The organism is Cytophagales bacterium, assembly GCA_033344775.1.
GTDB lineage: Bacteria > Bacteroidota > Bacteroidia > Cytophagales > Cyclobacteriaceae > JAWPMT01.
The window spans coordinates 56,038-79,686 of record JAWPMT010000004.1; the positions used below are offsets into that span (position 1 = coordinate 56,038).

General features: G+C 42.4%; 17 protein-coding genes. 6 read left to right on the plus strand and 11 right to left on the minus strand.

Annotated features, from left to right (window positions below; all coding sequences use genetic code 11):
• Nucleotides 1–9: 9 nt before the first annotated feature.
• Both R8G66_09305 and R8G66_09310 read right to left on the minus strand, forming a co-directional pair.
• The gene (locus tag R8G66_09305) at nucleotides 10–1,266 is read right to left on the minus strand and encodes a response regulator (protein MDW3192552.1); all 1,257 of its coding nucleotides are present in this window, start codon (nucleotides 1,264–1,266) and stop codon (nucleotides 10–12) included.
• A gap of 46 nt (nucleotides 1,267–1,312) precedes the next feature.
• A complete protein-coding gene (locus R8G66_09310; GenBank protein ID MDW3192553.1) occupies nucleotides 1,313–3,217 on the minus strand; it encodes an ATP-binding protein in 1,905 nt (634 codons plus the stop codon).
• Between the two features lie 391 nt (nucleotides 3,218–3,608).
• Between R8G66_09310 and R8G66_09315 the strand changes: the two genes are divergently transcribed.
• From R8G66_09315 to R8G66_09330, 4 genes are read left to right on the plus strand one after another with little or no spacing between them, the layout of a single operon-like run.
• The gene (locus R8G66_09315) at nucleotides 3,609–4,172 is read left to right on the plus strand and encodes a SiaB family protein kinase (GenBank protein MDW3192554.1); all 564 of its coding nucleotides are present in this window, start codon (nucleotides 3,609–3,611) and stop codon (nucleotides 4,170–4,172) included.
• A gap of 24 nt (nucleotides 4,173–4,196) precedes the next feature.
• Nucleotides 4,197–4,580 (plus strand): DUF1987 domain-containing protein, encoded by a 384-nt coding sequence (locus R8G66_09320; GenBank protein MDW3192555.1) that lies wholly within the window; start codon nucleotides 4,197–4,199, stop codon nucleotides 4,578–4,580.
• A gap of 45 nt (nucleotides 4,581–4,625) precedes the next feature.
• Entirely contained in the window at nucleotides 4,626–5,150 is a 525-nt protein-coding gene (locus R8G66_09325) for a hypothetical protein (GenBank protein MDW3192556.1), read from the plus strand.
• 28 nt (nucleotides 5,151–5,178) lie between these two features.
• Nucleotides 5,179–6,864, plus strand: coding sequence for a sodium/sugar symporter (locus R8G66_09330; protein ID MDW3192557.1), 1,686 nt, complete (start codon nucleotides 5,179–5,181; stop codon nucleotides 6,862–6,864).
• Nucleotides 6,865–6,972: 108 nt separating this feature from the next.
• On the opposite strand, the gene R8G66_09335 is transcribed toward R8G66_09330, so the two are convergent.
• From R8G66_09335 to R8G66_09370, 8 genes are all read right to left on the minus strand, one after another.
• On the minus strand, nucleotides 6,973–8,325 hold the full coding sequence (locus R8G66_09335) for a hypothetical protein (protein MDW3192558.1): 1,353 nt from the start codon (nucleotides 8,323–8,325) through the stop codon (nucleotides 6,973–6,975).
• A gap of 23 nt (nucleotides 8,326–8,348) precedes the next feature.
• Nucleotides 8,349–9,071: a hypothetical protein gene (locus tag R8G66_09340; protein ID MDW3192559.1), complete on the minus strand. Its 723-nt coding sequence runs from the start codon at nucleotides 9,069–9,071 to the stop codon at nucleotides 8,349–8,351.
• A 248-nt stretch (nucleotides 9,072–9,319) separates the two neighbouring features.
• Complete coding sequence (locus R8G66_09345; protein ID MDW3192560.1) at nucleotides 9,320–10,645, minus strand: YihY/virulence factor BrkB family protein; 1,326 nt, start codon at nucleotides 10,643–10,645, stop codon at nucleotides 9,320–9,322.
• A 350-nt stretch (nucleotides 10,646–10,995) separates the two neighbouring features.
• Nucleotides 10,996–12,222 (minus strand): metallophosphoesterase, encoded by a 1,227-nt coding sequence (locus tag R8G66_09350; GenBank protein ID MDW3192561.1) that lies wholly within the window; start codon nucleotides 12,220–12,222, stop codon nucleotides 10,996–10,998.
• A 197-nt stretch (nucleotides 12,223–12,419) separates the two neighbouring features.
• Nucleotides 12,420–15,839 (minus strand): efflux RND transporter permease subunit, encoded by a 3,420-nt coding sequence (locus R8G66_09355; protein MDW3192562.1) that lies wholly within the window; start codon nucleotides 15,837–15,839, stop codon nucleotides 12,420–12,422.
• Nucleotides 15,840–15,864: 25 nt separating this feature from the next.
• A complete protein-coding gene (locus R8G66_09360) occupies nucleotides 15,865–17,019 on the minus strand; it encodes an efflux RND transporter periplasmic adaptor subunit (protein ID MDW3192563.1) in 1,155 nt (384 codons plus the stop codon).
• A 50-nt stretch (nucleotides 17,020–17,069) separates the two neighbouring features.
• Entirely contained in the window at nucleotides 17,070–18,482 is a 1,413-nt protein-coding gene (locus R8G66_09365) for a TolC family protein (GenBank protein MDW3192564.1), read from the minus strand.
• Nucleotides 18,479–19,108 carry a TetR/AcrR family transcriptional regulator gene (locus tag R8G66_09370; GenBank protein ID MDW3192565.1) on the minus strand — a complete coding sequence of 210 codons (630 nt, stop codon included), beginning with the start codon at nucleotides 19,106–19,108 and terminating at the stop codon, nucleotides 18,479–18,481. The genes R8G66_09365 and R8G66_09370 overlap by 4 nt, the downstream gene beginning before the upstream one ends.
• A gap of 165 nt (nucleotides 19,109–19,273) precedes the next feature.
• Between R8G66_09370 and R8G66_09375 the strand changes: the two genes are divergently transcribed.
• On the plus strand, nucleotides 19,274–20,077 hold the full coding sequence (locus tag R8G66_09375; protein MDW3192566.1) for an alpha/beta fold hydrolase: 804 nt from the start codon (nucleotides 19,274–19,276) through the stop codon (nucleotides 20,075–20,077).
• 133 nt (nucleotides 20,078–20,210) lie between these two features.
• Nucleotides 20,211–21,248 carry a cupin-like domain-containing protein gene (locus R8G66_09380; GenBank protein ID MDW3192567.1) on the plus strand — a complete coding sequence of 346 codons (1,038 nt, stop codon included), beginning with the start codon at nucleotides 20,211–20,213 and terminating at the stop codon, nucleotides 21,246–21,248.
• Here the strand turns inward: R8G66_09380 and R8G66_09385 are convergent.
• Nucleotides 21,245–23,512, minus strand: a complete 2,268-nt coding sequence (locus R8G66_09385; protein MDW3192568.1) for an ATP-binding protein — start codon at nucleotides 23,510–23,512, stop codon at nucleotides 21,245–21,247. The genes R8G66_09380 and R8G66_09385 overlap by 4 nt on opposite strands.
• Between the last annotated feature and the right edge of the window lie 137 nt (nucleotides 23,513–23,649).

Genomic DNA, 23,649 nt, shown 5'->3' on the forward strand with positions numbered 1-23,649 from the left:
TACTAAAATCTATATCTCATTGATTTTGAAACCGATGACCGTGATGTCATCATTCAAACCGGAATTACCGATCCAGTCCGAAATGGTTTCATCCATAAACTTACCCTGCTCATCCATCGGCATATTACGCACACTTTTTAGCAACTCCTCAAACTTTTCGTAAGAGAACGTAATATCGTCTGAATTGCGTTGATTGAAATAACCGTTTGTGTACATGTAAAATGTACTATCAGGCTTCAATTCAATCTTATCATCGGTCAGTGACCCTACCTTGTCCACATCCTCTCCCTCAAGAATAATCATTTCATTACCTCCGTTGAAGAGGATCATGTCCTGATTCAAGCCACTGAATTGTAGGGTTTGCTTGTAATTATCAATCACTAGAATAGAAGCTTTCATCTCGCACAGCAACTCATTCGAGCCTGCTGCATCTACTTCTTCCTTCAGGTACCTGATAATATCTCCCGAATGGAAGATCTTACGGTCATGCACGAGTTCATTCAAAATAGAATCAGCAATCAAGGTCTTTAGCGAACCTATGATCCCCTTTCCATCGAACTCGATGATGCCTACAATGGTATAGTCTTCCTTTCTGAAGTTGAAACTTGTAGCCCACAAAAACTCTTCACTAAACAAGTATTTCGTTTTGTAGATCACAAAATGATCTTCAAATAATCGTTTCAGACTTCTGCCAGTAGGCAACATGGATTTTTGCAACTCACCCGCATATCGAATACTACTGATCAATCGTTCGTTGATCTTATTCAATTCGCTGGTACGCTCTGCAACCTTCCGTTCTAATTCGTCATTGGAAACCTCGAGCGCTTTGATGTGCTCCTCGGTTTGCATCACCTCGTTATAGGACTCTATTGCCCGATCAAGGACGGCCTTCATTTCCTCGAAGTTCCAGGGCTTGGTGATGTATTTATAGATACCACAACGGTTAATCCCGTCTTTGATGGCCTCTATATCTGTAAATCCTGTGAGAATGATCTTGATGACGTCCGGGTAATCTGGAAGAATCTTTTCCAAAAACTCCGTTCCCGTCATTTCAGGCATTCGCTGATCAGTGATGATGATCCTGATGTCATTTTCCTTTAGGACATCAATCGCGTCGATAGGATTAACTGATGTATGGACTTTGAAGAACCTACGGAAATTGGATTTGAATACCCTTAGGTTCGTCTCTTCATCATCCACATACAGGATTTGATGCTTCTCTACTTTTTTCTCTTTTTCAGGTTCAGCTACGCTAACGGCTTCCATTCAGTATCTCTTAATACAGTAACTTCAAAATTACTACAATAACCTTTTAGGACTTTCCAGATGAAGCAACCACTTCGCCGGTGCTTACTGCATCAGCCTGGAATTTCTTGGGTAGATAAATAGCGAACTCAGTTCCTTTACCTTCTTCACTATTCAACTCAATTCTACCTTTGTGCTTCTCAATGATTCCATAGGTAATGGACATTCCAAGTCCTGTCCCTACGCCTACTGCCTTTGTGGTGAAGAATGGCTCCCAGATCCTGTTTTTGATTTTTTCAGGAATACCAACACCATTATCAGTTAGTCTTACAATAATGCTATCTTCAGTCTCTTCGGTGTAAAGCTTGATCTCTCCATCTTTTCGATCTTCAGGTATCGCCTGGATACCATTATTCAGAATGTTCATGAATACCTGGTTCAACTGACCTGGGTAGCAATCGATCTGAGACATATTCTCTTCATAATATTTAGAGACCTTCACACGGTTCTTCGTCTTGTTTCTAAGTAGTACAAGCGTGGCGTCAAGGTTTTCATTGATATTGGCCTTTTTAACCTCCTCTTCATCGAGACGAGAGAATACCCTAAGACCTTTTACAATTTCAATGGTTCTGGTCACACCATAGTTTACGTCCTTCATCAGATCATCCAGCTCCTCCATGAGTTCATCATACTCATGATCTTCCTTCAACTCCTTGATGGATTCCACAACCTCTGAAGGATCGTCACCATCATCCAGCCGGGCATATTCTTCTACAATCTCTTTCAATGCATCAATCGACATCTTCAACGAGCTCATACCACTGGAAATAAAGTTGACCGGGTTGTTGATCTCGTGTGCAATACCGGCAGTCAACTGTCCTAGTGATGCCATTTTTTCGGAGTGTACCAACTGCGACTGGGCACCCTTCAGGTTTTCCAGTGCATTGTTCAGTTCCGTCTTTGCATTTTTCTCCTCTTCCAGCAACTGCTTCATCTTCTTCTCTGCAAGGAAAAGTTTTTCGTTATCCTCCAGCTGCTTATCAGCCAACTCTCTGATTTCTGTCTCAGAATTCTGAAGCTTGGCGTAGGCATTGTTCAATGCTTCCTGTGCCTGGATCAATTGTTCGTTAATGGCAATCTGCTCTTCCGTACTTTTCAGTAGTTTAGACTCAGATTCCTGGAGCTTGGAGTTTTTCGATTCCAATTCCTTTCGCGAAACGATTAACTGTTTGTTAATATGTTTCTGCTTGGCATAAGAAACCCTCAACTTCTTTTCAGATCCTTTCAGCTCGACATAGGCCTTGTTCGCAGAGAGGAAATTTTGACCGGCCAGTTTAACCAGTGGTCGTACAATGAACAGACCTTGCAATAAGATGATACCAAAAAAGCCTACGAGAACGACCTTTTCAATGAGGTCAAAACCAGATTTACGGATCTTGGAATTATCATTCAACCAATCAGTAATGTTCTCAACAGCAATTTGATATTTTCTGCTGGTAACAAGGATGGCCTCAATTGAACTCCTTAAAGAGATATAATTCACATCCCGTTCATTCGTAGAATACTCAATCCCCAGCAAGTTGGTGGCGTTGGTATTCATCTCGTTGTAAAAGAACCTTAGGTTTTCCTGCAACTGTTCGTACTCATCTGTAGTTGAAGGTTTTTCAAGCCCCAACTCCGCATCTCCTTCGGCCAGCGCCTGATGAACCTGCCTCCAATCCGGAACGATCCTTCCCAGTTCTGCTTGAAAAATCTTAAAATTTCGTTCGTTATTTGAATATCCCATACCAACTGCAGCTTTCGCAATGCGTTGACCATGCATCTCTTGTCTTGCCGAATATGTGATATAATCAGAATCGTTATTGAACGTTTTGATCACATCTGCCTGGACAAAGAATATATAATAAGCCACAGCGCCAATTGTCACAGCTGCGGTTATCATGTACAGGATGGCGTATAAATCTTTCTTCATAATCGCTCTTGAGTATTTGGTACTCCTAATTGTAAGGTGCTTTAAAATTATAAAGAATACAACTACCTACTTCTTAATCGCTAGTGAAACCTTCTTTTTAGGAGTTGAACGGGAATTATCCCCCCTTAGCATTATAGGAACAAATTCACGCGTGATTTTCACGATTTTTAGTCAAATTTGCATCAGTGTTTGAGAAAGGAAAGCAGAGAACCGACTAACTGCCTTGTGACCAACAAAATGATAAATTAAAGAGAATCAACTACTTAGGACCTCTTTGAAATAATCACTTTAACTGGAGACGCGCAAGATATTTAGAGATAATAATTTAATCTATTGGATTTGTATCCAAATAGTTTTTACTTTCCGATTCTGAAATACCCTAATTAGGCAAATGGATTATTTAAGGAGTTATAAAAATATCTATGATCAGAACATCATTCTGATGTACAAGGGTGAATTGACTTTCGATCTGGTGACGGCAATGATCGCTACGCTGGAGGAACGACTAGACGAATTGGAAGAGAATCGTAAAGTCAGGAAGAAATTTTACAACGTAGCAACTGAATGTATTCAAAATCTTTATTACCATTTGGATGAGGTTCACGCCGATGAATTCAATGTGAGCACTTATGATTCCAGATCTGCCTTGGTCCTCATTGCTGCAAGGAAAAGATTTTATAGCTTACAGACTGGAAACTACGTCCCTCAGCCTAAAGTAGACGATATTCAGAAACGGCTGGATGATATTAATTCCGTGGCACCAGAAGAATTAAGAGCTTTGTATAAGAAAGTATTGAACGAACAAGAGTTTTCCGATAAAGGTACTGGAGGGCTCGGGTTTATTGATATAGCCAGGAAAACTGGTGGGCAAAAATTAGGTTATAAGTTTCAACCCGTAACTGAGGACATCTCGTATTTTACGTTCCAGGTGAGATTACCTAGGATATTCGAGTAGTTTGTAACATTTTTGGGTAGCAGAATGGATAAAATTTTCATAGAACCAACGAGAGTTACTCCCCTCATTAATTTCGATCCCGATCATGGGCTTCTGGAAATCAAGGGACGTTCGAGTCCGGAGAATTCCGTGCAGTTTTATCAGGGCCTGATCGATGCGTTAGATAATTTCGCGAAGGAAGACGAAATTTCAGGGCTAACTGCGAATATTGCTTTCGAATACTTTAATACCAGTTCTTCGAAATGTCTTTTTGATGTTTTCAAAAAGATGACAAAAATCGAAGATGCTGGCGGCGAACTGACCATCAACTGGTTTTATGAGGAAGATGATGAGGACATGATGGAAGCCGGAGAAGACTATAGTGACCTGTTAGATCTTGAATTTAATTTCCTGGAAATTGAAGATTAAATCAGGCTTTTTAACATCTTAGAAATAGAAGGTTAAATTTGCCGGATGGATAAACCGCGAGAGCTGTATCATGATGAGATAACTCATCTCAAGCAATTTCGCCAGAAAATAGACACCAAAGCTATTTTCAAGGAGGATCTCGACGAGTTTTCTGACCACTACGAAGACCTGATCGCTCAGGCAAAAGTAATCACCCGAGTTAGCGACCGACTGCAAAAGAAGCTGGATAAGGCCAATATCCAGATCCAGGACCAGAATGTCGAAATCAAAGACAAGAACCTTGAACTGAGCAATACCATTGACCAATTGGCACAAGCCAAGGTTGGCAAACGTGCTTCTACGATCATGCTTACTGTGGGTTTGCTATTATTTATTCTGGAACAGATCTTTCTTGAACCCATCATTGAAGCCAATATTCCAGCTAGTTACAGTTTCGTAGGTTATATCATCCTAATCATCCTGTTCTTCATCGTCAAGTATTTTGAGGGTGCATTGGAAGGCTACTTCATGAAGCAGCAGAAGAAAAAAATTATTGAACAAAAAGGAGCTTTAGAAGAAGCAGCAGTGTAAATTCCCGAGTACGTTTTTAAAAGTGCTTATGGATTTTGCTACCATCGACATCATTGTCTTTGTCGGATATTGCCTACTGATCGTAGGAATTGGAATTTATGTTTCGAGGGATAAAAAAGGTCACGAGAAAAGTGCCGAAGACTACTTCCTCGCAGGTAAATCTCTCCCCTGGTGGGCCATTGGAGCTTCCCTGATCGCGGCAAACATTTCAGCTGAACAATTCATCGGCATGTCAGGGTCCGGATTTGCACTTGGACTGGCCATTGCTTCTTACGAATGGATGGCGGCAGTTACTTTGCTGGTTGTAGGAAAATACTTCCTTCCCATTTTTATAGAAAAAGGACTTTACACGATCCCTGAATTTGTAGAAAAACGCTATAGCACCAATCTAAAAACCATATTAGCAGTCTTCTGGATCGCACTCTATGTATTTGTCAACCTGACTTCCGTGATGTATCTGGGTGCCAAGGCCCTGGACACGATCATAGGAACAGGTGATGGCTCTATCATGATGACCAGTGTGATCGGTCTTGCATTATTTGCTGCAGCCTACTCGCTTTGGGGCGGCTTATCTGCTGTGGCATGGACCGATGTGGTACAAGTTGTATTATTGATCATTGGCGGACTGGTGACTACATTTATCGCTTTGGACCATCTTGTGCCTGATGGAAGTGCCTGGGACGGACTCACCTACTTATATAACAAGGTACCCGAGAAATTCTCGATGATCCTTAGTCAGGGAGAGATCATTACTCCAAATGGCAAGGATGCCTGGAACGACCTACCTGGTCTTGCGGTTCTGGTAGGAGGCATGTGGGTTGCCAATGTATATTACTGGGGTTTCAACCAATATATCATCCAACGAACATTGGCCGCCAAAAGTCTGAAAGAGTCTCAAAAAGGAATTGTGTTTGCTGCAGCACTGAAGTTAATCATCCCGTTGATTGTGGTTATTCCGGGAATCATTGCATTTGTCATGAATTCAGATGCCTCAGGCGTGGTAGCATCAGGCGTAGCTGACCCGACCTTCCTCAATCCCGAAGGTGGTATCATCAATGATAATGCAGCTCCGTGGCTGATCAAGTCATTTGTTCCTGTCGGCTTAAAAGGTCTCGTATTGGCGGCTCTAGCAGCGGCGATCGTATCCTCTTTAGCTTCTATGCTCAACTCCACTGCGACCATCTTTACGATGGACATCTATAAACCTTACATCAATCAAAATGCCACCGACAAACAAACGGTGAACGTGGGTAGGCTTACTGCTGCTGTTGCACTGGTATTGGCCGTGTTTATTGCTCCTGCGCTGGGAAATATTGATCAGGCATTCCAATTCATTCAGGAATACACGGGAGTAGTAAGTCCGGGCATACTAGCCGTATTCCTTACAGGACTTTTCTGGAAGAAAGCAACCAATAATGCTGCCATCTGGGGAATCCTTATCTCTATCCCAATTGCTTTGTATTTCAAGGTAGCTCCTAAAGGATGGAGTGATGCAGCCATGTTTATTGATTGGCCGTTCATGCATCAAATGCTGGCTACTTGTTTGATATCCATTGCGATTATATTAGGGATCAGTCACCTTGAAGGAAAAGGAGCAGACGATGCCAAAGGCATTCCTTTGAACAAGGACCTGTTCAAAACGTCTAGCACGTTCAATATCGGTGCTATGATCGTATTGATCATTATCGCTTTTCTGTATGCATTCTTTTGGTAAAAAGTAATAATCACCAAAAGAGTCAGACAGGGATCATAAAAAAAAATTGCCTGATCTATCGTTTTGAAACCGAATGCCCATTGGCTTATTCATCATAAGAGAATTTAATCATCTTATATTAAGGTTAACATTGTATTCCCTCGACATCCAGTGATTAAACTCATCTTGTAACTGTTCAATGGGCATTGCAATAGCTTCTTCTAATACGTTGACAGGATCAAAATCAGGTCCTTCAAAGATTCGAGATGGCCTTTCTTTATAAGCTTGAATCACTGATGGGATCAAATCTCGGCTATCAAAAAACATCATTAAGTGTTTAGCCATTGCATAATTCAATGCAACATCACAAGCATTGACTTCATCTTGATACTCGTCTACTGTTAAGAGTTCATCATTCGAACCATGATACTGAAAATTACTCCAATTACCAGCTATTAAGTGTTTGATGCTAGGCATCCACTCAAATCTTTTGGCGTGCTGCCTAAGTACCGTGGTTCTCCATACCCTTTTATTGTGTCGGAGTGTGTCATTTTTCCAGTGAGATTCTTCATAAAGGCTGGCCAGCCCTTCGTCTAGCCATGCAGGAATATCTCCGATATCGGTTCGAATCATCAAATGAAATAACTCATGCACGATTGTCCCCATACCTTGTTTAGTAGAATTTCCAAGTACACTGAGATCGGATAAGTTGGAATAACCAATATTTTCTTTGGGAATATTGATACCATGTGCGATTTGAGCCGCTTCTGCTAGTCTTTTTTTGTTTCCCATTAGATATACCGCGATTACTTTATTGGACGGTCTTACTCCATAATACTTATAGAAGAAAGTATAAATACGCTCAAGCTCTGCTGCAGGACGCACAAAATGATTTCTCTTGACATCCCGCTTTGACGGAAGAATAAAGACAAACCTACCCTGTCCTACTACGCCAAACTTCTTAGGTAGATAGTCCTTATAATATTTTTCTGCTTCATCAAGTTCTGAAATATCAAATATTCGTTTTGTAAGTTCTTCCTGATCAAAAGTCGGATCAAGTTGGAATTGAGACATTACTTGATCACAGTTGAAGACATAGCCCATTTTGCCCCGAACAGAAGAAGAAACATCCGCCTCTGCAAACGTGGCAGTGATGAACTCCGAGACAAAACTATTGTCAATTCGAATTTCAGCCGGTCGCGAACAGCTATTGCGGCTAGAGGTAATCAGGTTGTAGACATTGGGGTCTTTGCTGTAATCTTCCAGAATAGCATCAAAACAACGACCAGCCCTCTCAACCTCGCCTAGACAACACATCGCTAATGACAAATAATAATCTGTCATCCAGTTTTTACCATATTCCGATTCACGTACCGCGAGTGCTTCTTCAACCAACTCTGCGCATCGTTCTTCCTTTAATAAGCGTTCAAACCTGGCGTGATCATAGTTAATTTGCGCATTAACGATCCAGCTGACAGTCAACGATAGGATTACAAGTAGACTTCTCATGGGTTTTTCTTTGGAGGAAACATTTTATCAAACTTGTCCAAGATGTCCGAATTATCCTCCTGTGGTTTCTTGCCGGTGGCACCTCCTTGAAGTTCCAGCAGATCCAGAGAAATAATATTTTTCGCATTTAAATAGAGAGGGGCATCTTGTACCTCCATGTCATTGTGGGTGATAATTGTGGCGAGCATCAAGATCGTCCCTAGTAGACCGAATATCACTCCGGGAGAGCTGGAAACTACCTTAAATCGGACCATGTCTTTAGCTGAACCTTCCAATTCAGAGGGGTTTTCACTGAGTTTACCGATGATAAATACAGATCCGACAATTGCCAAAATCATCCCTGTAAAGAACCCCAAATATTTCACATAGATACGCGACATTAGTATTTGACCTGCTTGTGAATATCTACGGTAGTAGCTTTCTTGTTCAAGTTTGGTAAGCGTAATCCATTTGAGATACCGCTCTTTGTCTTTGATATCTCTATATGTAATTGTCGCTTCCGGTAAGATTGTGCCAATAAGCGTAGAATCTCTTCTTACTTCCAGCGCTTCATTGAATTTCGTAATCTGATTGGAAGCCATAAATATGAAGCAACCAACCAGTACGGTAGGCATTAGGATCAACCATGGAAGTAATCTCTTTTGCCAATTCCAGGTCTGTAAGTCTCCGGAAGGATCGGCATTCTTACCTTCAGGTTTTTCTTGTCTATGTTGGCTCATTTTAAGTCAGGTATAACTAAAACTAGAAAATCTAAAATGATTATCCTAATCTGACTTTATCAAATAACCTGAGTTATGAATGATTCTCCTATTTATCCTAAGTGTGATATTTCTATTCGCGATATAAGCTCAATCTGAGACTCTTCTCAACATTGATTAATGCGACCTTCATCTGATTTCAGAATCATTTTATGAATGTCCTCTTCTTTTTTGACAGAAACAAAGGAGTCTATCTAATCGGAATTGGCCTAAATCTCACTGACCAATCGATTACAGGTAGCCTTTTTCATGTGGTCATCAAGTTCCTGCATAAGTCCCTGAATCTCCAGAAATGTATCATCTGTATTTTCAGCGTTCTTGAGCTCATTGAAACCAATTTCATTGACCTTCTTCATAACTGTATATAGATCAAGCTTATTGATGTCTTGTGCGGGACTAAAAGCTTCCAAATCATCTTCAGAAGCCACCTGAACCAACACTCCAGCCTCTACTAAGTCAAAACAGACGTCTCGAATGAATCGATAGGGAATCTCTACTAACGCAGAGATTTCACTGAGATTAAGTGGTGGCTTGCCTTCCTTGAAGTTCTGAACGATGTGCTTCAATACCAATAAAGTGATCTGCCATTTGTGGCTATAGCTCGGGATCATTTTTCGGTTATTGTACCGCCAACTATTGGCATTTTGCGTCGCGTAGGCATATTCCGCCCCGAACAGTACAATGGTCCAACTAAGTTGCAACCAGATCAGAAACAGGGGAAGTGCCGCGAAACTACCATAGATCGCGTTGTACTTGGATAGAAATACCTGTCCCTGAATCCAGGCGATCTGTGTCAATTCATAAGCTGTTCCTGCCACGATACCAGCAATTAGTGCCGGCCATATCTTCACTTGTGTATTAGGGAAAATTAGGTAAAGCAGTGTCAATAAAATCCAGATCAACACATACCTTGAAAACTGAATGAGTGGCTTCAAATAGCCCAGGACTTCAATTTCAGCGGCCAGGTGATCTAATTGCGTCACCGCGAAAGCGGTCACACTACCGGAAAGAATGATGAAAATGGGTCCGATAATGATGATCGCCAGGTAATCGGACAATTTACGCTGCCATGTCCTACTTTTTGCCTGCCAAATGTGATTGAAAGATACTTCAATATTATTCAGCAAGCGGACCACTGCATAGATGAGGAAAACGAAACTAATTCCTGTGATCACTCCCCCATTGGCGGTTTCCAACATGCTTTTTGAAAACTCCAGGGCTTTGTCCAGCACTTCACTTTGGCCACTACCAAAAAACCGACTCAATTCCTCCGTTAGGAATTTCTCCAATCCAAAGCCTTGCGCAATACCAAAAGCCATGGCCAATACAGGCACTACCGATAACGCAGAAAAATAAGTCAGTGCTGAGGCAGTTTCAGAAGCACGGTCTTTGCCAAATTCCAGAATGGAAATGATCAGTATCCTTAACTGCTTGTACCAAATAGCTGTCCATTTGGGCAGTGTAGACACTTTGACGTTCCAGATATCAACTTCTAAAAATTGACGGATCGATTTTATTCGGTCGTTCAGTGACATAAGATCAATTTACTAGATCAAATGTAAGACTACTTTATGAAGATGAGGTTTTTCGATGCTTCGGAATTGATTTTTCCCACTTCCTTGTACATTTCTACAGTAGTTTGTGTCTATAAAATATGCGAGAGCAATTAATGAAAGCGTTTGAGAGGATTCAAACGATGGCTAGCATATCCTTCGAATAAAAAAAGGGACGTTGCATCCCTTTTTGTGTAATCACCTGTAAAGACAACCTTTACTTAAATCGATATTAGTATCTAACCACTTCTTAAACAATTGGGAATAGAATTACCCTAACTCATCAACCTATAAGGTCTAATTGAAGCCGTAATTGAAAGACCTTATAATTTTTACCCTCGCTTCAATTCGAGGATTGTAATCTCTGGAAGGATGCCGATTCTACCTGGATAGCCAATGTAACCAAAGCCACGGTTTACATAGAGATATTGCGAACCTTCCTGATACAAGTCCGCCCATTGTTTGTAGATGAACTTGGAAGGACTCCATCGAAAGTCCCCGATCTCAATTCCCAATTGCATGCCATGCGTATGTCCGGCCAGCGTGAGGTCAATATCTCCAAATTCCGGGCGGATTTGTGCATCCCAATGACTGGGGTCGTGGGACATCAATATCTTGAATGGCTGTTCTTCCATACCTTCATAAGTCTTCGCCAGATCACCGTATTTGCTGAAGCGACCGGCACCCCAGTTTTCACAACCCATCAGTCCAATCGATTGACCATCCACGGTAACCAGTTGATTTTCATTCAGCATGATGTTCCAATCCATGAACCGATGCATTTCATGGAGTTGATTCCGATCCTTCTGCTTTTGCTGAGGGGTCATACTGCTGTAATCGGCATAGTCATGATTTCCCATCACCGAATGCACTCCTAATGGCGCATCCAATTTCTTAAAAATATCCAGATAATCTTTTGCTTCCTCACTTTGGTTATTCACAAGGTCACCTGTAAAACAAATGAGATCTGGCTTTTCCGCATTGACCATATCCACGCCACCTGCGACCGCTGTTTTATTGAAAAAACTACCGGTATGAATATCCGACAATTGTGCCAAACGTATGCCATCAAACTCCTTGGGCAGATTTGGAAAAGTCACCGTCCTGCGTCTGACCCGATAATCATGCGCTCCTGAGATGATCCCAAAACTCAGCGTCACCAATGGAACCGCTCCCGCCACTAAAGCGCCCTTGGTAATGAACTCCGACCTGGAAGGAGAAGTAGGCGAATCCCTGGTGAAAAACTGTGCCATCCAGGTAACCCCTCTTCTGATGTCATCTCCTAGTAGTACCAAAGAGGTAAAGACCTTTGCGATGAAATTGATAAAGAAGAAAGAAATGAAGAATACCCGCAGTGCCTTGAAGGCCACGGGATCCAGTTGATTATAAATGACTGCACCTCCCAGGGCAAAAATGGTCACGACCCAATAGCCCCAAAGAATCGTTTTTCTCAAAACCGGGTTGTCCGTATCTACCAATAGTTTGATAGACTGGAAGACATAAAAGTCCAGCGCGATGTAAACACAGACGAAGAAAATCAGAAAATAAAACCTGCTCATAAAGGTGAATTGAGTTCTCAGCCGATTACGCGACTGTGATGGGAAAACGATTTAAGGGAGTTTTTGTTCGTCTCTTCCGAAAATAGAGATGCTCATTGTAAGACTTATGACCAGACTAATTGTTACAAAGCATTTTCTACAGACATAAAAAAAGACCTCACCGCCACCGATGAGGTCCAAAACAGTAACCTAATTGTCTAGCTGATACCTAGTCTTCTATTAATTCTGGCAAAGCCCAGGTACATCACTGGTACTATTACCAACGTTAAAAACGTTGCAAATGTTAGCCCAAATATGATGGTCCATGACATAGGCCCCCAGAAAATCACATTATCGCCTCCCATGTAGAAGTCTGGATCGTACATTGAAAACCACTTAAAGAAGTCAATATTAATACCAATGGCCAGCGGAACCAATCCCAAAATCGTAGTGATGGCCGTTAAAATTACAGGTCTTAGTCTGGTCTTGGCCGCTTCAATGATCGAATTGATCACTTCTTCGAAAGGTAGTTTATCAACACCCTCCGCTTCTTTCTTCCGCTTCCTGCTCAACTCGATGAAGTCAATCAATACAATGGCATTGTTTACCACAACCCCAGCCAGGGAAATGATCCCGATCATGGTCATGATCACCACAAATTCCATGTTGAAGATGATCAATCCAAGGAATACACCAATGGTACTCAACACCACAGAAGTCATGATAATGATTGGTGTCGTGACTTTATTGAACTGAGAAACAATGATCAGGAAGATCAGGAATACCGCCAGCATCAGGGCGCCAGACAAGAATTCCATCTCTGCTGCTTGTTCTTTTTGCTCACCTCCAAACACAAATGTGTATCCTGCAGGCATTTCAAAGTCCGCCAACAATTGCTCAATCTGCTTATTGACTTCTGTCGGATTATAACCACCCAATACATTGGAGGTGATGGAAATGATCCGATTCAGATCCTTACGCTTCACTGAGCCATAAGTAGAACTCAACTCCGCAGTGGCTACCGATGAAATCGGCACCTGGTGGATCTTACCAGACATCTGATCGCGGAAGGTGATGCTCTTGTTCATGAGAGCGTCCAGATCGTACCGGTACTTATCCTGAAGACGGAGCTCTATGTCATAATCGTCCTCGCCTAATTTGTATCGAGAGATCTCTTTACCAAACAGGGAAGTTCGTACTTCATTGGCCACTGCGTAAGTAGATAAGCCAAATCGTCGTGCCTTCTCCCGATCAATATCAACGATCAATTCAGGCTTTCCTGTTTCCAGGTCAGCTTTCAGCTTTTCGATACCCTGAATACCTGACTCATTGATCGTTTTCTTCATGCGTTCCGCAATACCAATCAATGGCTCAATCTCAGGCCCCATCACTTCAATGGTGATCGGCTTACCTACAGGAGGACCATTCACATCTTTGGCAATTGTGATCGCTACACCCGGATATTCCGGAATGCCATCACGAATTTCCTGAAGGATCTCGTCAGTCATGACAATTTCACCCGTTGCAGGATCGCGCCTTTCTTTGAAATCCACGAAGTTCACTACAATCTTAGATTTGTTTGGTGTAGAGCTTTGCCCAAACGCACTCTGATCTTGTGGATCGGCAGTATCCTCTCCTACTTTGGTAATAATGGACTCGACCATGAAGTCATACTTGTCCATCATATCAATAACTTTATCTTCTACCTCCAGGGTAAACTCATTGGTCTTTTTGATGTCTGTCCCCACCGGCATCTCAATGAATACATTGATGTATTTCGGCATGTTCTCCGGGAAGAAAAGCACCTTCGGTGGGAATATCTCCATGAGTTTGAAGGAAAGCATCAATAGACCAACCGTTCCTCCGAAGAAAAAGATTGGTTTCCACCCACCTAAAGCAAAGGTCAGCGTCTTGGAATAGATGTTTTCCAGCCAAGGTAAGAATCCTCTTTGGAACCTCTTTGATAGAGGTGTCAACACATAAGTATCTGCCAGGATGATTACACCCAGGATGAGCAATAAGTTACCAAAAGAAGTATTACCTGAAAAAATCAGCGCTGCACCAACGATAATTAAACCTCCAGAAATCAGCCACATGCGCGTGTAATTGACTTGCTGTCCATCTTTGGTCACTCGCATGAAAGAAGAGATCAGTACCGGGTTGATCACCAATGCCACGAATAAGGAAGATGCCAGGGTAATCATTACTCCAAGTGGCAGGTATCCCATGAACTCACCCATCAGGCCTGGCCACAATGCTAAAGGTAAGAAAGCTGCCAATGTGGTCGCTGTAGAAGCAATGATCGGCATGGCCACTTCACCTACTCCTTTTCTTGTCGCCGCAAGCGGGCTTAGCCCCTCTTCCATCAGTCGATAGACGTTCTCCACTACCACAATCCCATTGTCCACAAGCATCCCAAGCGCCAGAATAAGCGAGAACAGGATCATCATGTTCACTGTGATACCGAAGATTCCCAGAATATTGAAGGCAATGAACATGGATAGTGGAATCGCAATTCCTACGAACAAGGCGTTTCTGGTTCCTAAGAAGAAAAGCAATACCAAGACCACCAGGATAACACCGGAAATGATGTTGTTTTCCAAACTGGAAACCATCTCTTTCACAAAGGTGGACTGGTCATTCGTTCTGGAGATCACCAGGTCTTTTGGCAGCCGATCCTCCAGGTCCTTCATGGTTGCATTGATCTTTTCTGTCGCGATCAACATGTTTTCGCCACTACGTTTGATGATATCTACAGAAACTACCGGCTTCTTTTCCAGACGGGCAAAAGACTCCTTTTCTACATAATCAAAATCGATCTTCGCGATATCACTGAGGTAAACGATCCGATCATTTTCGGTCTTCACCACAATTTCATTCATCTGCTGTGGATCGGTGAACTCACCAATCACACGGATCGATCTTCGGATACCATCATCCAGGATATTACCACCAGACAGGGTCACGTTCTCCGCAGACACAGCATTCTCAATATCAGCGAAAGTGACATTCCTGGCCTCCATCTCATAAGGATCCACCATGATCTTCACGGCTTTCTCCTCCACTCCACGGATCTCAACTTTGGAGATCTCTTTGATTTTCTCAATCTCATCTTCAATGATTTCAGCGAATCGCTCCAACTCCGCTACAGTATAGTTTCCAGACAGGTTGAGGTTCATCACCGGAAATTCCGAGAAGTTCAGTTCAAACACATCCGGGTCCTGAGGCAAATCAGATGGTAAAGAAGGTTTGGACTTATCGACCGCATCCTTCACTTTTTGTAAAGCATCTTCAATCGAAATATCCGGCTGAAATTCTACAATTACAGTAGAGTAATCCTGTACAGATGTCGATTTGATCTCATCTACTTCCGAGATCAGGTTGATCTCTCTTTCCAGTTCCCTGGTTACCAGGTTTTCGATATCCACCGGTGAGTTTCCGGGGTAAGGTGTACCGACATAAACAATCGGCTGCTCAATTTCCGGGTAGCTATCCTTTGGTAAAGCCTGATACGTTGCCGCTCCAAGGATAACGATCAGTACCGTCAGGAAGTAAACCGTATTTCTATTTTTCAGCGAGAAGGAGGTCAGGGGAAATTCCTTGTCCACCTGCTGTTTTTCATTTATTTCTTCAGACATTGCTTTAGATCATTAAGCGTTGGCATTATAAAGAGGCTGTTGCTACAGACACCTCTACTCCTTCGTTTACTTCGCGATAGCCATTATCGATCAGTGTTTCATTCCCTTTCAAACCAGACAACACTTCTGTCTTACTGTTAAAGGACTTTCCTGGGTTGATCCTGATCTTGCTGGCCAACTTTCTTCCGTCTTCCGTTTTAAGACCATATACAAAATTCCCCTGATCATCAGCCTGTACCAATCGTGTTGGGATACTCACTGCTTCTTCCTGGAAGTAATCGGTCAAATTCAAAATGGTCACCTGATTGGGTCTGAACTTCAAGTCTGTATCTGAAGGTAATGCGATCTCTACGGCAAACGTCCGGTTGTCCTCATTGATCACTTGTCCAACAGAAACCACCTGACTCACCAGACGCATGTCCAACGTCGGTAGATAAATTTCAGCTTGATCTCCCTTTTGGAATTTACCCAGGAATGCTTCAGAAACATCTGCTTTGATGTACATTTCTCTTTGATTGACGATGCGCGCTAAAGGCATGCCTGGCTGCGCCATTTCACCCTCTCTCACCGGAATCTCGTCCGCAACACCTGCGAAAGGTGAGCGAACGTAAGACTGCTTCAATTGGCTTTTCAAGGTAGCTAGTCTACGTTCCAAAGACTCTTTGTTGTTCTTGGTTTGCAAGTATTGTATCTCTGTGCCAATGTTCTGGTCCCAAAGGTTCTTTTGACGAACAAAAACTGCTTCTGCCAATTCCAATTGCGTTTCTACTTCCGCGATGTTGTTCTCAAGGATATCGGCATCCAATTTCATCAGCAACGTACCTTTTGAGAGATTCTGTCCTTCTGCTACATTGATCTTCTCAATACGACCCATGGTCTCAGCTGAGATTACAATGTTTTTGCGGGAAGCTACCGCACCTCTTACTTCTACCTTGTGCTCAAAGGAGCTTTTCTCCAACGCTAAGGTGGAGATCAAAATGGTATTGGCTTTATTGTACTCAGGATCAATTTCATTGATTTCCGTTTCCAAAGTCGCGATCTGCGCTTTCAGGTCAAAATACTGACTTCTCAACGCTTCAAGTTCCGCTTTCTTTTCAGTGAGTTCGTCTCCACCCCCACCACATGCGAAAAGTACCACAGTCATCAGGACTGCTAATGTGATTTGAAACAACTTGTTCATGGATAGTAGATTATTGTGTTGGTCTTTATTCTTAATATCAATTCTTTTCATTAGTTCAGGGTGCCCAGGGCTTTTTGTAAATCAATCCGTGCGATGATCGCATCATATAGGGCATTGTAATAATTCGTTTGAGCCTCTTTTAAAGCGGTATCCGCCTCAACTACTTCAAGGTTAGAACCGATCCCTTCCTGGTATTTGATCTGAGTTACCCGAAACACTTTGTCTGCGAGTTCCATGTTCTCTCTTTGAACTTCGATCTTCTGTACGGCATTTTGCAGAGCCAGGCGACTGGTTTGCACTTCCAGGTCAATGAGGCTTTGATACTGGTTGATCCCATTGTCCAATTGCTCAAGACTAACTTTCTCTCGTTGTATCTGAAACCTTCTTTGCAATCCCGTGAAGATGTTCCAATTGAGGCTTAACCCAATAGAAGAGTAACGGTACCAACTATCTGGTCCTACCTGATCAATACCATCAAAATTGGATTGAGTACTGAATAACCCACCAAAAGACTGGGATTGGGTACTGACACCTAAATTGGCAAACCCGCTTAAGGTCGGCAATGCTTCTGCATATTTGTTTCTAATGTTCAATTCCTGAAGCTTCCGGTTTACCAATAGTGTTTGATACCCAGGTCGGTCTTCGTATTTGACTTGCGCATCATTCCTGGCAATAGTTGCTCCAAGGACGTCATCAAAAGTTCCACTCAACTCCAGTGATTGCTCCAACGGATATCCCATCTGAAACTTCAATAAGGTCATGGAGATGGTATTGAGGTTGATGATATTGTCGCGATCGGATTTAAGGTTATTCAAAGAAACTTTCAGTCGATCTACATCAATCTCTTCCGCAAAGCCATTATTATATAGTTCTCTCGTATTCCGATACAGGGTGTCGAGTCGGGTCAGGTTAGCGGTAAACAAATTCAAGCGCTCTTGATTGATCAATACATCGTAATACGCCTTGCTGACATTTTCTATGATGTTGACACGAGTTTCGTCTTTTTGCCTGACAGAAAGCTCCTTGAACGTATTCGAAGCCTGTAGCGCCACAATGTAAGACCCACTAAAAATGATCTGATTGACTCCTAAACTGGCGTCACCGACGCTTTGCAATTGGAAAAAGTTCTCTGCCGCATACACATCGCCTTCAACCACACCCAGTTCGGTGGCTTGTTCGTCGGTCAGACCGATAGGCGATCCAGGCGTATATTGGGCATAGAATCGTTGTAGTGTCGGGCTCTTCTGCACAACAGCAGAACCGGATATCTGAGGAAGACCAATACCTCTGGTTTCCTTGACCTGCATGACGGCTGATTTCTCATCCAGCGCGGCATTTTTCATCTCTGCATTATTGGCCAACGCGTACTCTATACACGCTTCAAGGCTCATCGCAGAACTTCCTTGTTGTGCTCTCAAGCCAACAGAAAGTAGGATAGCTGTGATAAATAATGATACTCTCATTTGAGTGGTTTTACGGCTTCTGTTTGAAAATATTTCTGATAGTGATTTCGTCCTTTTTCGGTCAAAATGCCATGAATGAAATGATCCAACAATTGCATTTGTACCTCAACAAATTGGAATTGCTCCGGAGGGAAAATCTGTTGATCAAAGATCATCTGTACCTGCTCTACACGGAATTTTGACAAGATCTTCACGTCGATCTCTTGCCGGTAGCAACCTTCCTTCATCCCTTTGATCAAGTTGTCTTCGATGTGTCCACGAATGAATTCATTCTTAAAGTCCAGGTAAAGATCCCAAGCTTCGTGATGGAATTTCTGAAGATCATACAGCATCGAAGGATTGATGTCCTGGATGTTTCGGCGCATGCATTGAGCAATCTGATGCAATTCATCGATGGCATTCACCGCTCTATGTTCGATCTCTGCAAACTCCTTGCGCTCAAGCTCCATGTGCCAGCGAGCAACTTCGGTCACCAATCCATCCTTATTTGTGAAGTACTGATATAGCGTTTTTTTGGACATGGAGACCTCTCGGGCTACATCATCCATGGTCACACTCCGCACTCCATATCGGTTAAAGAGGTTCATCGCCCCGTCCAAAATCCGATTTCTTACTTCGTTATCCACTTAATGACATTTCTTTTACCTCAGGAAACTTCTAGCACCCCAGAAACTTTTAGCATTCCAATAGTTTCCTAGGTTTCTACGCATAACAGGAATTCAGGTTTAGTTGTTCCCACTTTTTTTCATGATTTTCTTAAAAAGTTTCTCTTAGCTTCGTGCCAGCAGTCAATGGAGACCATCAAGTTCACTTTTCAGGAACGGACCATCCACGTCCATAAATCGGGTTCTGGGGCAGAAAACATGCTTTTATTCCATGGATTCGGGCAAACAGGTCAGGTATTTCAAGGATGGCACCAGGCACTCGAAGAAACACACACCTTATATTCATTCGACCTTTTTTTTCATGGTGAAAGTGATCAAACAGAAGCTCCTGTCACCCCTACGTATTGGGGAAAGTTGCTCAAGGTATTCACCGAACAACAGCAACTGGAACATTTCCACCTGGCCGGATACAGTCTTGGAGGCCGATTTGTCAATGCCACCCTTTTATATGTTCCTGAGCAAATCAAGTCCATCTCCTACATTGCCCCGGATGGCTTTTATGAATCCCCCTGGCAAACCCTTGCGATTTCTTTCCGGCGGATATTCAGGTATGTAATGAATCACCCAGAAGCCTTGATCAAAATGGCGGATGCTGCCGAAAAGTATAAGCTAAGTTCACCCTCACTGGTCAAATTTGCCAAGCGGGAGCTTCGAGATGTAGATAATCGAATCAGGGTCTATCGGTCATGGATCTATCTTAAGCCACTCATCAGGAATCATCGTAGAGTTACCCGTACCATCCACAATCACGAAATTAAATGTACGTTGATCCTCGGCTCGAAAGATCACATCATTCCTCCCAGGAAGGTCGTTCCAAAATTCAAACCTGCTCCGAATGTCACCATCTGTGTGATTGAAAAAAGGCACCATGAAATGATCGGTGCTGCATTGGAGCTACTTTATTCAGGTGTTGATTCGTCTGAAAATTGAGGCATGTCAACACTACTCTCTATTCATATTGAGAAACTTTAAACTTACCGTTCTATTTTGAGTCAGAGACTTTAATAATCAGGTTAGATGAAATACCTTTATAGTTTACGTTATCAGTTAGTAAGAATCAACCATGGTCACCAGCACTCAGTTCAACGATCAGTTCTACGACAGCATCTCAGTCTGGAATAAAATGAACTTCACGCTAAGGTTCATTTCCGAACATTTCTTTGGTAAAACATTCTTAAATAATTCGATTCAAAATTGGGCTTCCAACAATCAATCCAAAATCTATGAAGAGGTTAAGTCAATTGAAAAGCAGCATGTTTCGGTAGAAACGTACAACGGAGATCTATCAGCACGAGCATTTAGCAAAAACTATGTAAAAACCGGCAAGCCTGTAGTCATCAAAGGAGGTGCTAAAAACTGGCAAGCTTGCCAGGAATGGGGGTTTGAATTTTTCAAAGAAAATTATGGGGATCATCCAGTTACCCTGACTCATCATAAAGACCTGGGAGACGATGATGATGGCGGGATGGAAGAAACGAACCTAAGAAATATCATTGACGGACTGGCCGAGAACTCGAAAAAATATGCTCGATTCAATCCTTTATTGGATGTCTATCCGGAACTCTTAGAATCACTGGACAGACAATGGCTTAATACCATCATGGGCAGAGGGTTAAAAAATCATCACGTGTTGTTCATTGGTAACAAAGGAACCAAGACCAATATCCACAACGCAGGAAATGAAAACATTTTTGTACAGCTCCGGGGTAAGAAACGATGGTTGATCTGGCATCAAAAAGCCACTTATGTCTTTAGCCCTGAGGTAAACCGCGCACCGGCCAAAGCCTCCCATATCAACCCCAATGCTCCTGACCTTGAGAACTATGCTTCTTTTGAGCACCTCCCTGTTTGTGAGATCATCTTGGAAGAGGGTGACATCTTGTTTGTTCCCTCCTATCTATGGCACTACGTCGAAAACCTCACACCGACCATCGGGATCGGTATTCGTTGGTTGTCTCCCGGAAGTACATTAAGGAACAGTCCATTATTGGCTTGCCTTGAATTATTCAATACCTCACCAAGTGTATTTAAAACCCTTGATTGGCGCAATGGCTTTGATTTCAACAAGATCATTTTGGCTAACCTGAAGAAAAGTGCTTAGAAATTGTCAGTGGATGGATTGGAAGCTGAACTTCCCTGGAGCGTGGCACTGCTCCAAAACGATACAATGAATGTGGTGCCCACGCCCATGACACTTTTCACATCAATTTCACCCCCCATCGCTACTACGTATTTTTTCACAATTGATAGCCCCAATCCTGTACTGGATTCATTACCAGTAGGCTGAGGCGTCAATTTGGTGTACCGTTGAAACAGCAATTGCAAATCTTCTTTATCGATTCCGGGACCATGATCTTCCACCAATACCTTGATCCGATCTCCGGCAAACATCACTGTAATATCTACTGCTTTGTTATGTTCCGAAAACTTGATGGCATTCGAGATAAGATTTTCGAAAATCTGAAAACCATAACTCTCATCAATCTCTGCGAAAAACTTATGGTTATCGTAATTTCTTGCCAATACAATTTTCTTGATCTCAGCACTGGGATTTAGGGTGTCAATTACATTATCCAACAAGGCCGCCATGTCAACTGATCGAACCTCCAAATTCATCATTTCCGACTCAATCGCATTTACATCCAGCACACGTTCGATCATGTGTTTCATGCGTGAAGCACTGCCATTAATCCTGGATAAGTATTGATGTTGACTTTTCGCAGACTCATCCAGCTCTTCCATCAATATTTGACTGAAACCAAGGATAGCATTTAAAGGGTTTCTCAAATCGTGAGCAACCACGCCTATCAATTCATTTTTCTCTCTGTTGAGTCGTGCCAGCACAATGTTCGATCGCTGCTTTGCCACATAAGATCGCCATAACGTAAAAATCAGAATAAGCGTAAGTACCAATCCCACCATCATGAAGTTCCTGGTCAGCAGTTGGCCTCTCAGCTCTGCCAGATACTGGATCTCCTGTCTCTCTTGCTCATCTTCGATTTTGTGCTTCTCCGTTTCAAACTCGTATTTCGCAGTTAATCGCAGAATCTCATCTTTATTTTGCTCATTGTAGATCGAGTCTTGCATTGCCTCGGATATCTCATGGAATTTCAACGCCATGGAAAAATCCCCAGCTTCTTTATATGATTGATACAATTGATCGGCAGAAATCTGTAGCAAAGGCTTAAAGTTGTTGGCTTCCGCTATTGCAAATGAGTTCCGAAACTGAGTGATCGACTGCTGAATCAACCCTTGTTCTCTGTAATAACGACCCATGCCTTGCAGGGCTGAAATCTCAAACTCTTTAAGCTGGCAATTTCTTGCTTCCTTCAATACGATTCCGAAATATTTTTTAACTGAATCTGGTTGATCCAGACGCTCATATAATCGAGCCAATCCATCATAAATGAAAGGATGTAAGCAGGCATCCCCATATTGATCATTATATGCCAAAGCCTCTTGGTAGGATAGAATGGAAAGGTCCATCTGATCTGTTACCGAATACATGTAGGCCAGATTACTTAACGTTCCGATATAATCGCGATGACTCCTAATATTCAATGCTGCGGTCAGTGCTCGTTGGAAATAGTCGATGCTTTCATCTGTCTCTCCCTGTACGGCATAAATCACACCAATATCGTTGAGCTGTTCCATTTTCAATCGTTCATTTTGAAGACTATCGGCTATGGTAAGCGCAGCCAGATAGTGTTTCGTAGCTACGGGCATAGCACCTAGTGAAGTGTTGATTCCTCCCAGGAAATTCAAAATGATGGCCTCTTCTTTCTTAGCCTGAATCCGCTGAATCTCCATAAGGGATTGGGAACAGAAATCTAAGGCTTCCTGTAATTGTCCTACACGATTGAGTGATTCGCTTTTATAAGCCTTACTTAATTGAACACCTAAGTGATCCTCCAACTCCAGGCTTAACATTATCGCCTTATCCAGGTAAAAAATGGCACTATCGTGATGTCCTGACAACTGTAGATTCTTCCCTAATTGCAGTAAGACCTCACTTCTGATGGATTGTGAAAGCTGCTGTCGCAATAAGCCTTGCAACAAATGCTCAGACTGATCAAACTCCGATGAAAGGGTATGAAAATGGGCTTGTCGAAGAATGCTTATTAATTCCAGTGAATCATCAGGGTGTCGCTGGAGCATGGTATGGGTTTGAGCTATGATTGACGCACCTAATTCAACATTGACATCTTCATAGAACTCACTTAGTTGCAAATAAATCCGAATACTGTCTGAAGGACTGGAAGCCCGGGACAGTTGCTGATTTAAAGCGTTTATCTGAGCTAATTGTGCCTGGCACAATAGGACAAATAGCGAAAATACGGTAGTTAACGTAGCTAATTTAGACAATGGCATAGATACAACGAGAGCCTGCGGTGCAGCACAAAATCCTCTCTCAAATCGAAACTCTTTTATAGTCTAGGGCTGGTGACTATAGTTGATATCTGCCAAACAGTACATATATACGAAATCCATTAAAAAGGTAA

Excerpts from the sequence above, each read along its gene's own strand:
- R8G66_09375 (MDW3192566.1), top strand. The coding sequence starts at position 19,274 with ATGGAGACCATCAAGTTCACTTTTCAGGAACGGACCATCCACGTCCAT.
- R8G66_09340 (MDW3192559.1), bottom strand. The coding sequence starts at position 9,071 with ATGAGCCAACATAGACAAGAAAAACCTGAAGGTAAGAATGCCGATCCT.
- R8G66_09345 (MDW3192560.1), bottom strand. The coding sequence starts at position 10,645 with ATGTCACTGAACGACCGAATAAAATCGATCCGTCAATTTTTAGAAGTT.
- R8G66_09330 (MDW3192557.1), top strand. The coding sequence starts at position 5,179 with ATGGATTTTGCTACCATCGACATCATTGTCTTTGTCGGATATTGCCTA.
- R8G66_09355 (MDW3192562.1), bottom strand. The coding sequence starts at position 15,839 with ATGTCTGAAGAAATAAATGAAAAACAGCAGGTGGACAAGGAATTTCCC.
- R8G66_09380 (MDW3192567.1), top strand. The coding sequence starts at position 20,211 with ATGGTCACCAGCACTCAGTTCAACGATCAGTTCTACGACAGCATCTCA.
- R8G66_09310 (MDW3192553.1), bottom strand. The coding sequence starts at position 3,217 with ATGAAGAAAGATTTATACGCCATCCTGTACATGATAACCGCAGCTGTG.
- R8G66_09315 (MDW3192554.1), top strand. The coding sequence starts at position 3,609 with ATGGATTATTTAAGGAGTTATAAAAATATCTATGATCAGAACATCATT.
- R8G66_09350 (MDW3192561.1), bottom strand. The coding sequence starts at position 12,222 with ATGAGCAGGTTTTATTTTCTGATTTTCTTCGTCTGTGTTTACATCGCG.
- R8G66_09360 (MDW3192563.1), bottom strand. The coding sequence starts at position 17,019 with ATGAACAAGTTGTTTCAAATCACATTAGCAGTCCTGATGACTGTGGTA.
- R8G66_09325 (MDW3192556.1), top strand. The coding sequence starts at position 4,626 with ATGGATAAACCGCGAGAGCTGTATCATGATGAGATAACTCATCTCAAG.
- R8G66_09365 (MDW3192564.1), bottom strand. The coding sequence starts at position 18,482 with ATGAGAGTATCATTATTTATCACAGCTATCCTACTTTCTGTTGGCTTG.
- R8G66_09305 (MDW3192552.1), bottom strand. The coding sequence starts at position 1,266 with ATGGAAGCCGTTAGCGTAGCTGAACCTGAAAAAGAGAAAAAAGTAGAG.
- R8G66_09320 (MDW3192555.1), top strand. The coding sequence starts at position 4,197 with ATGGATAAAATTTTCATAGAACCAACGAGAGTTACTCCCCTCATTAAT.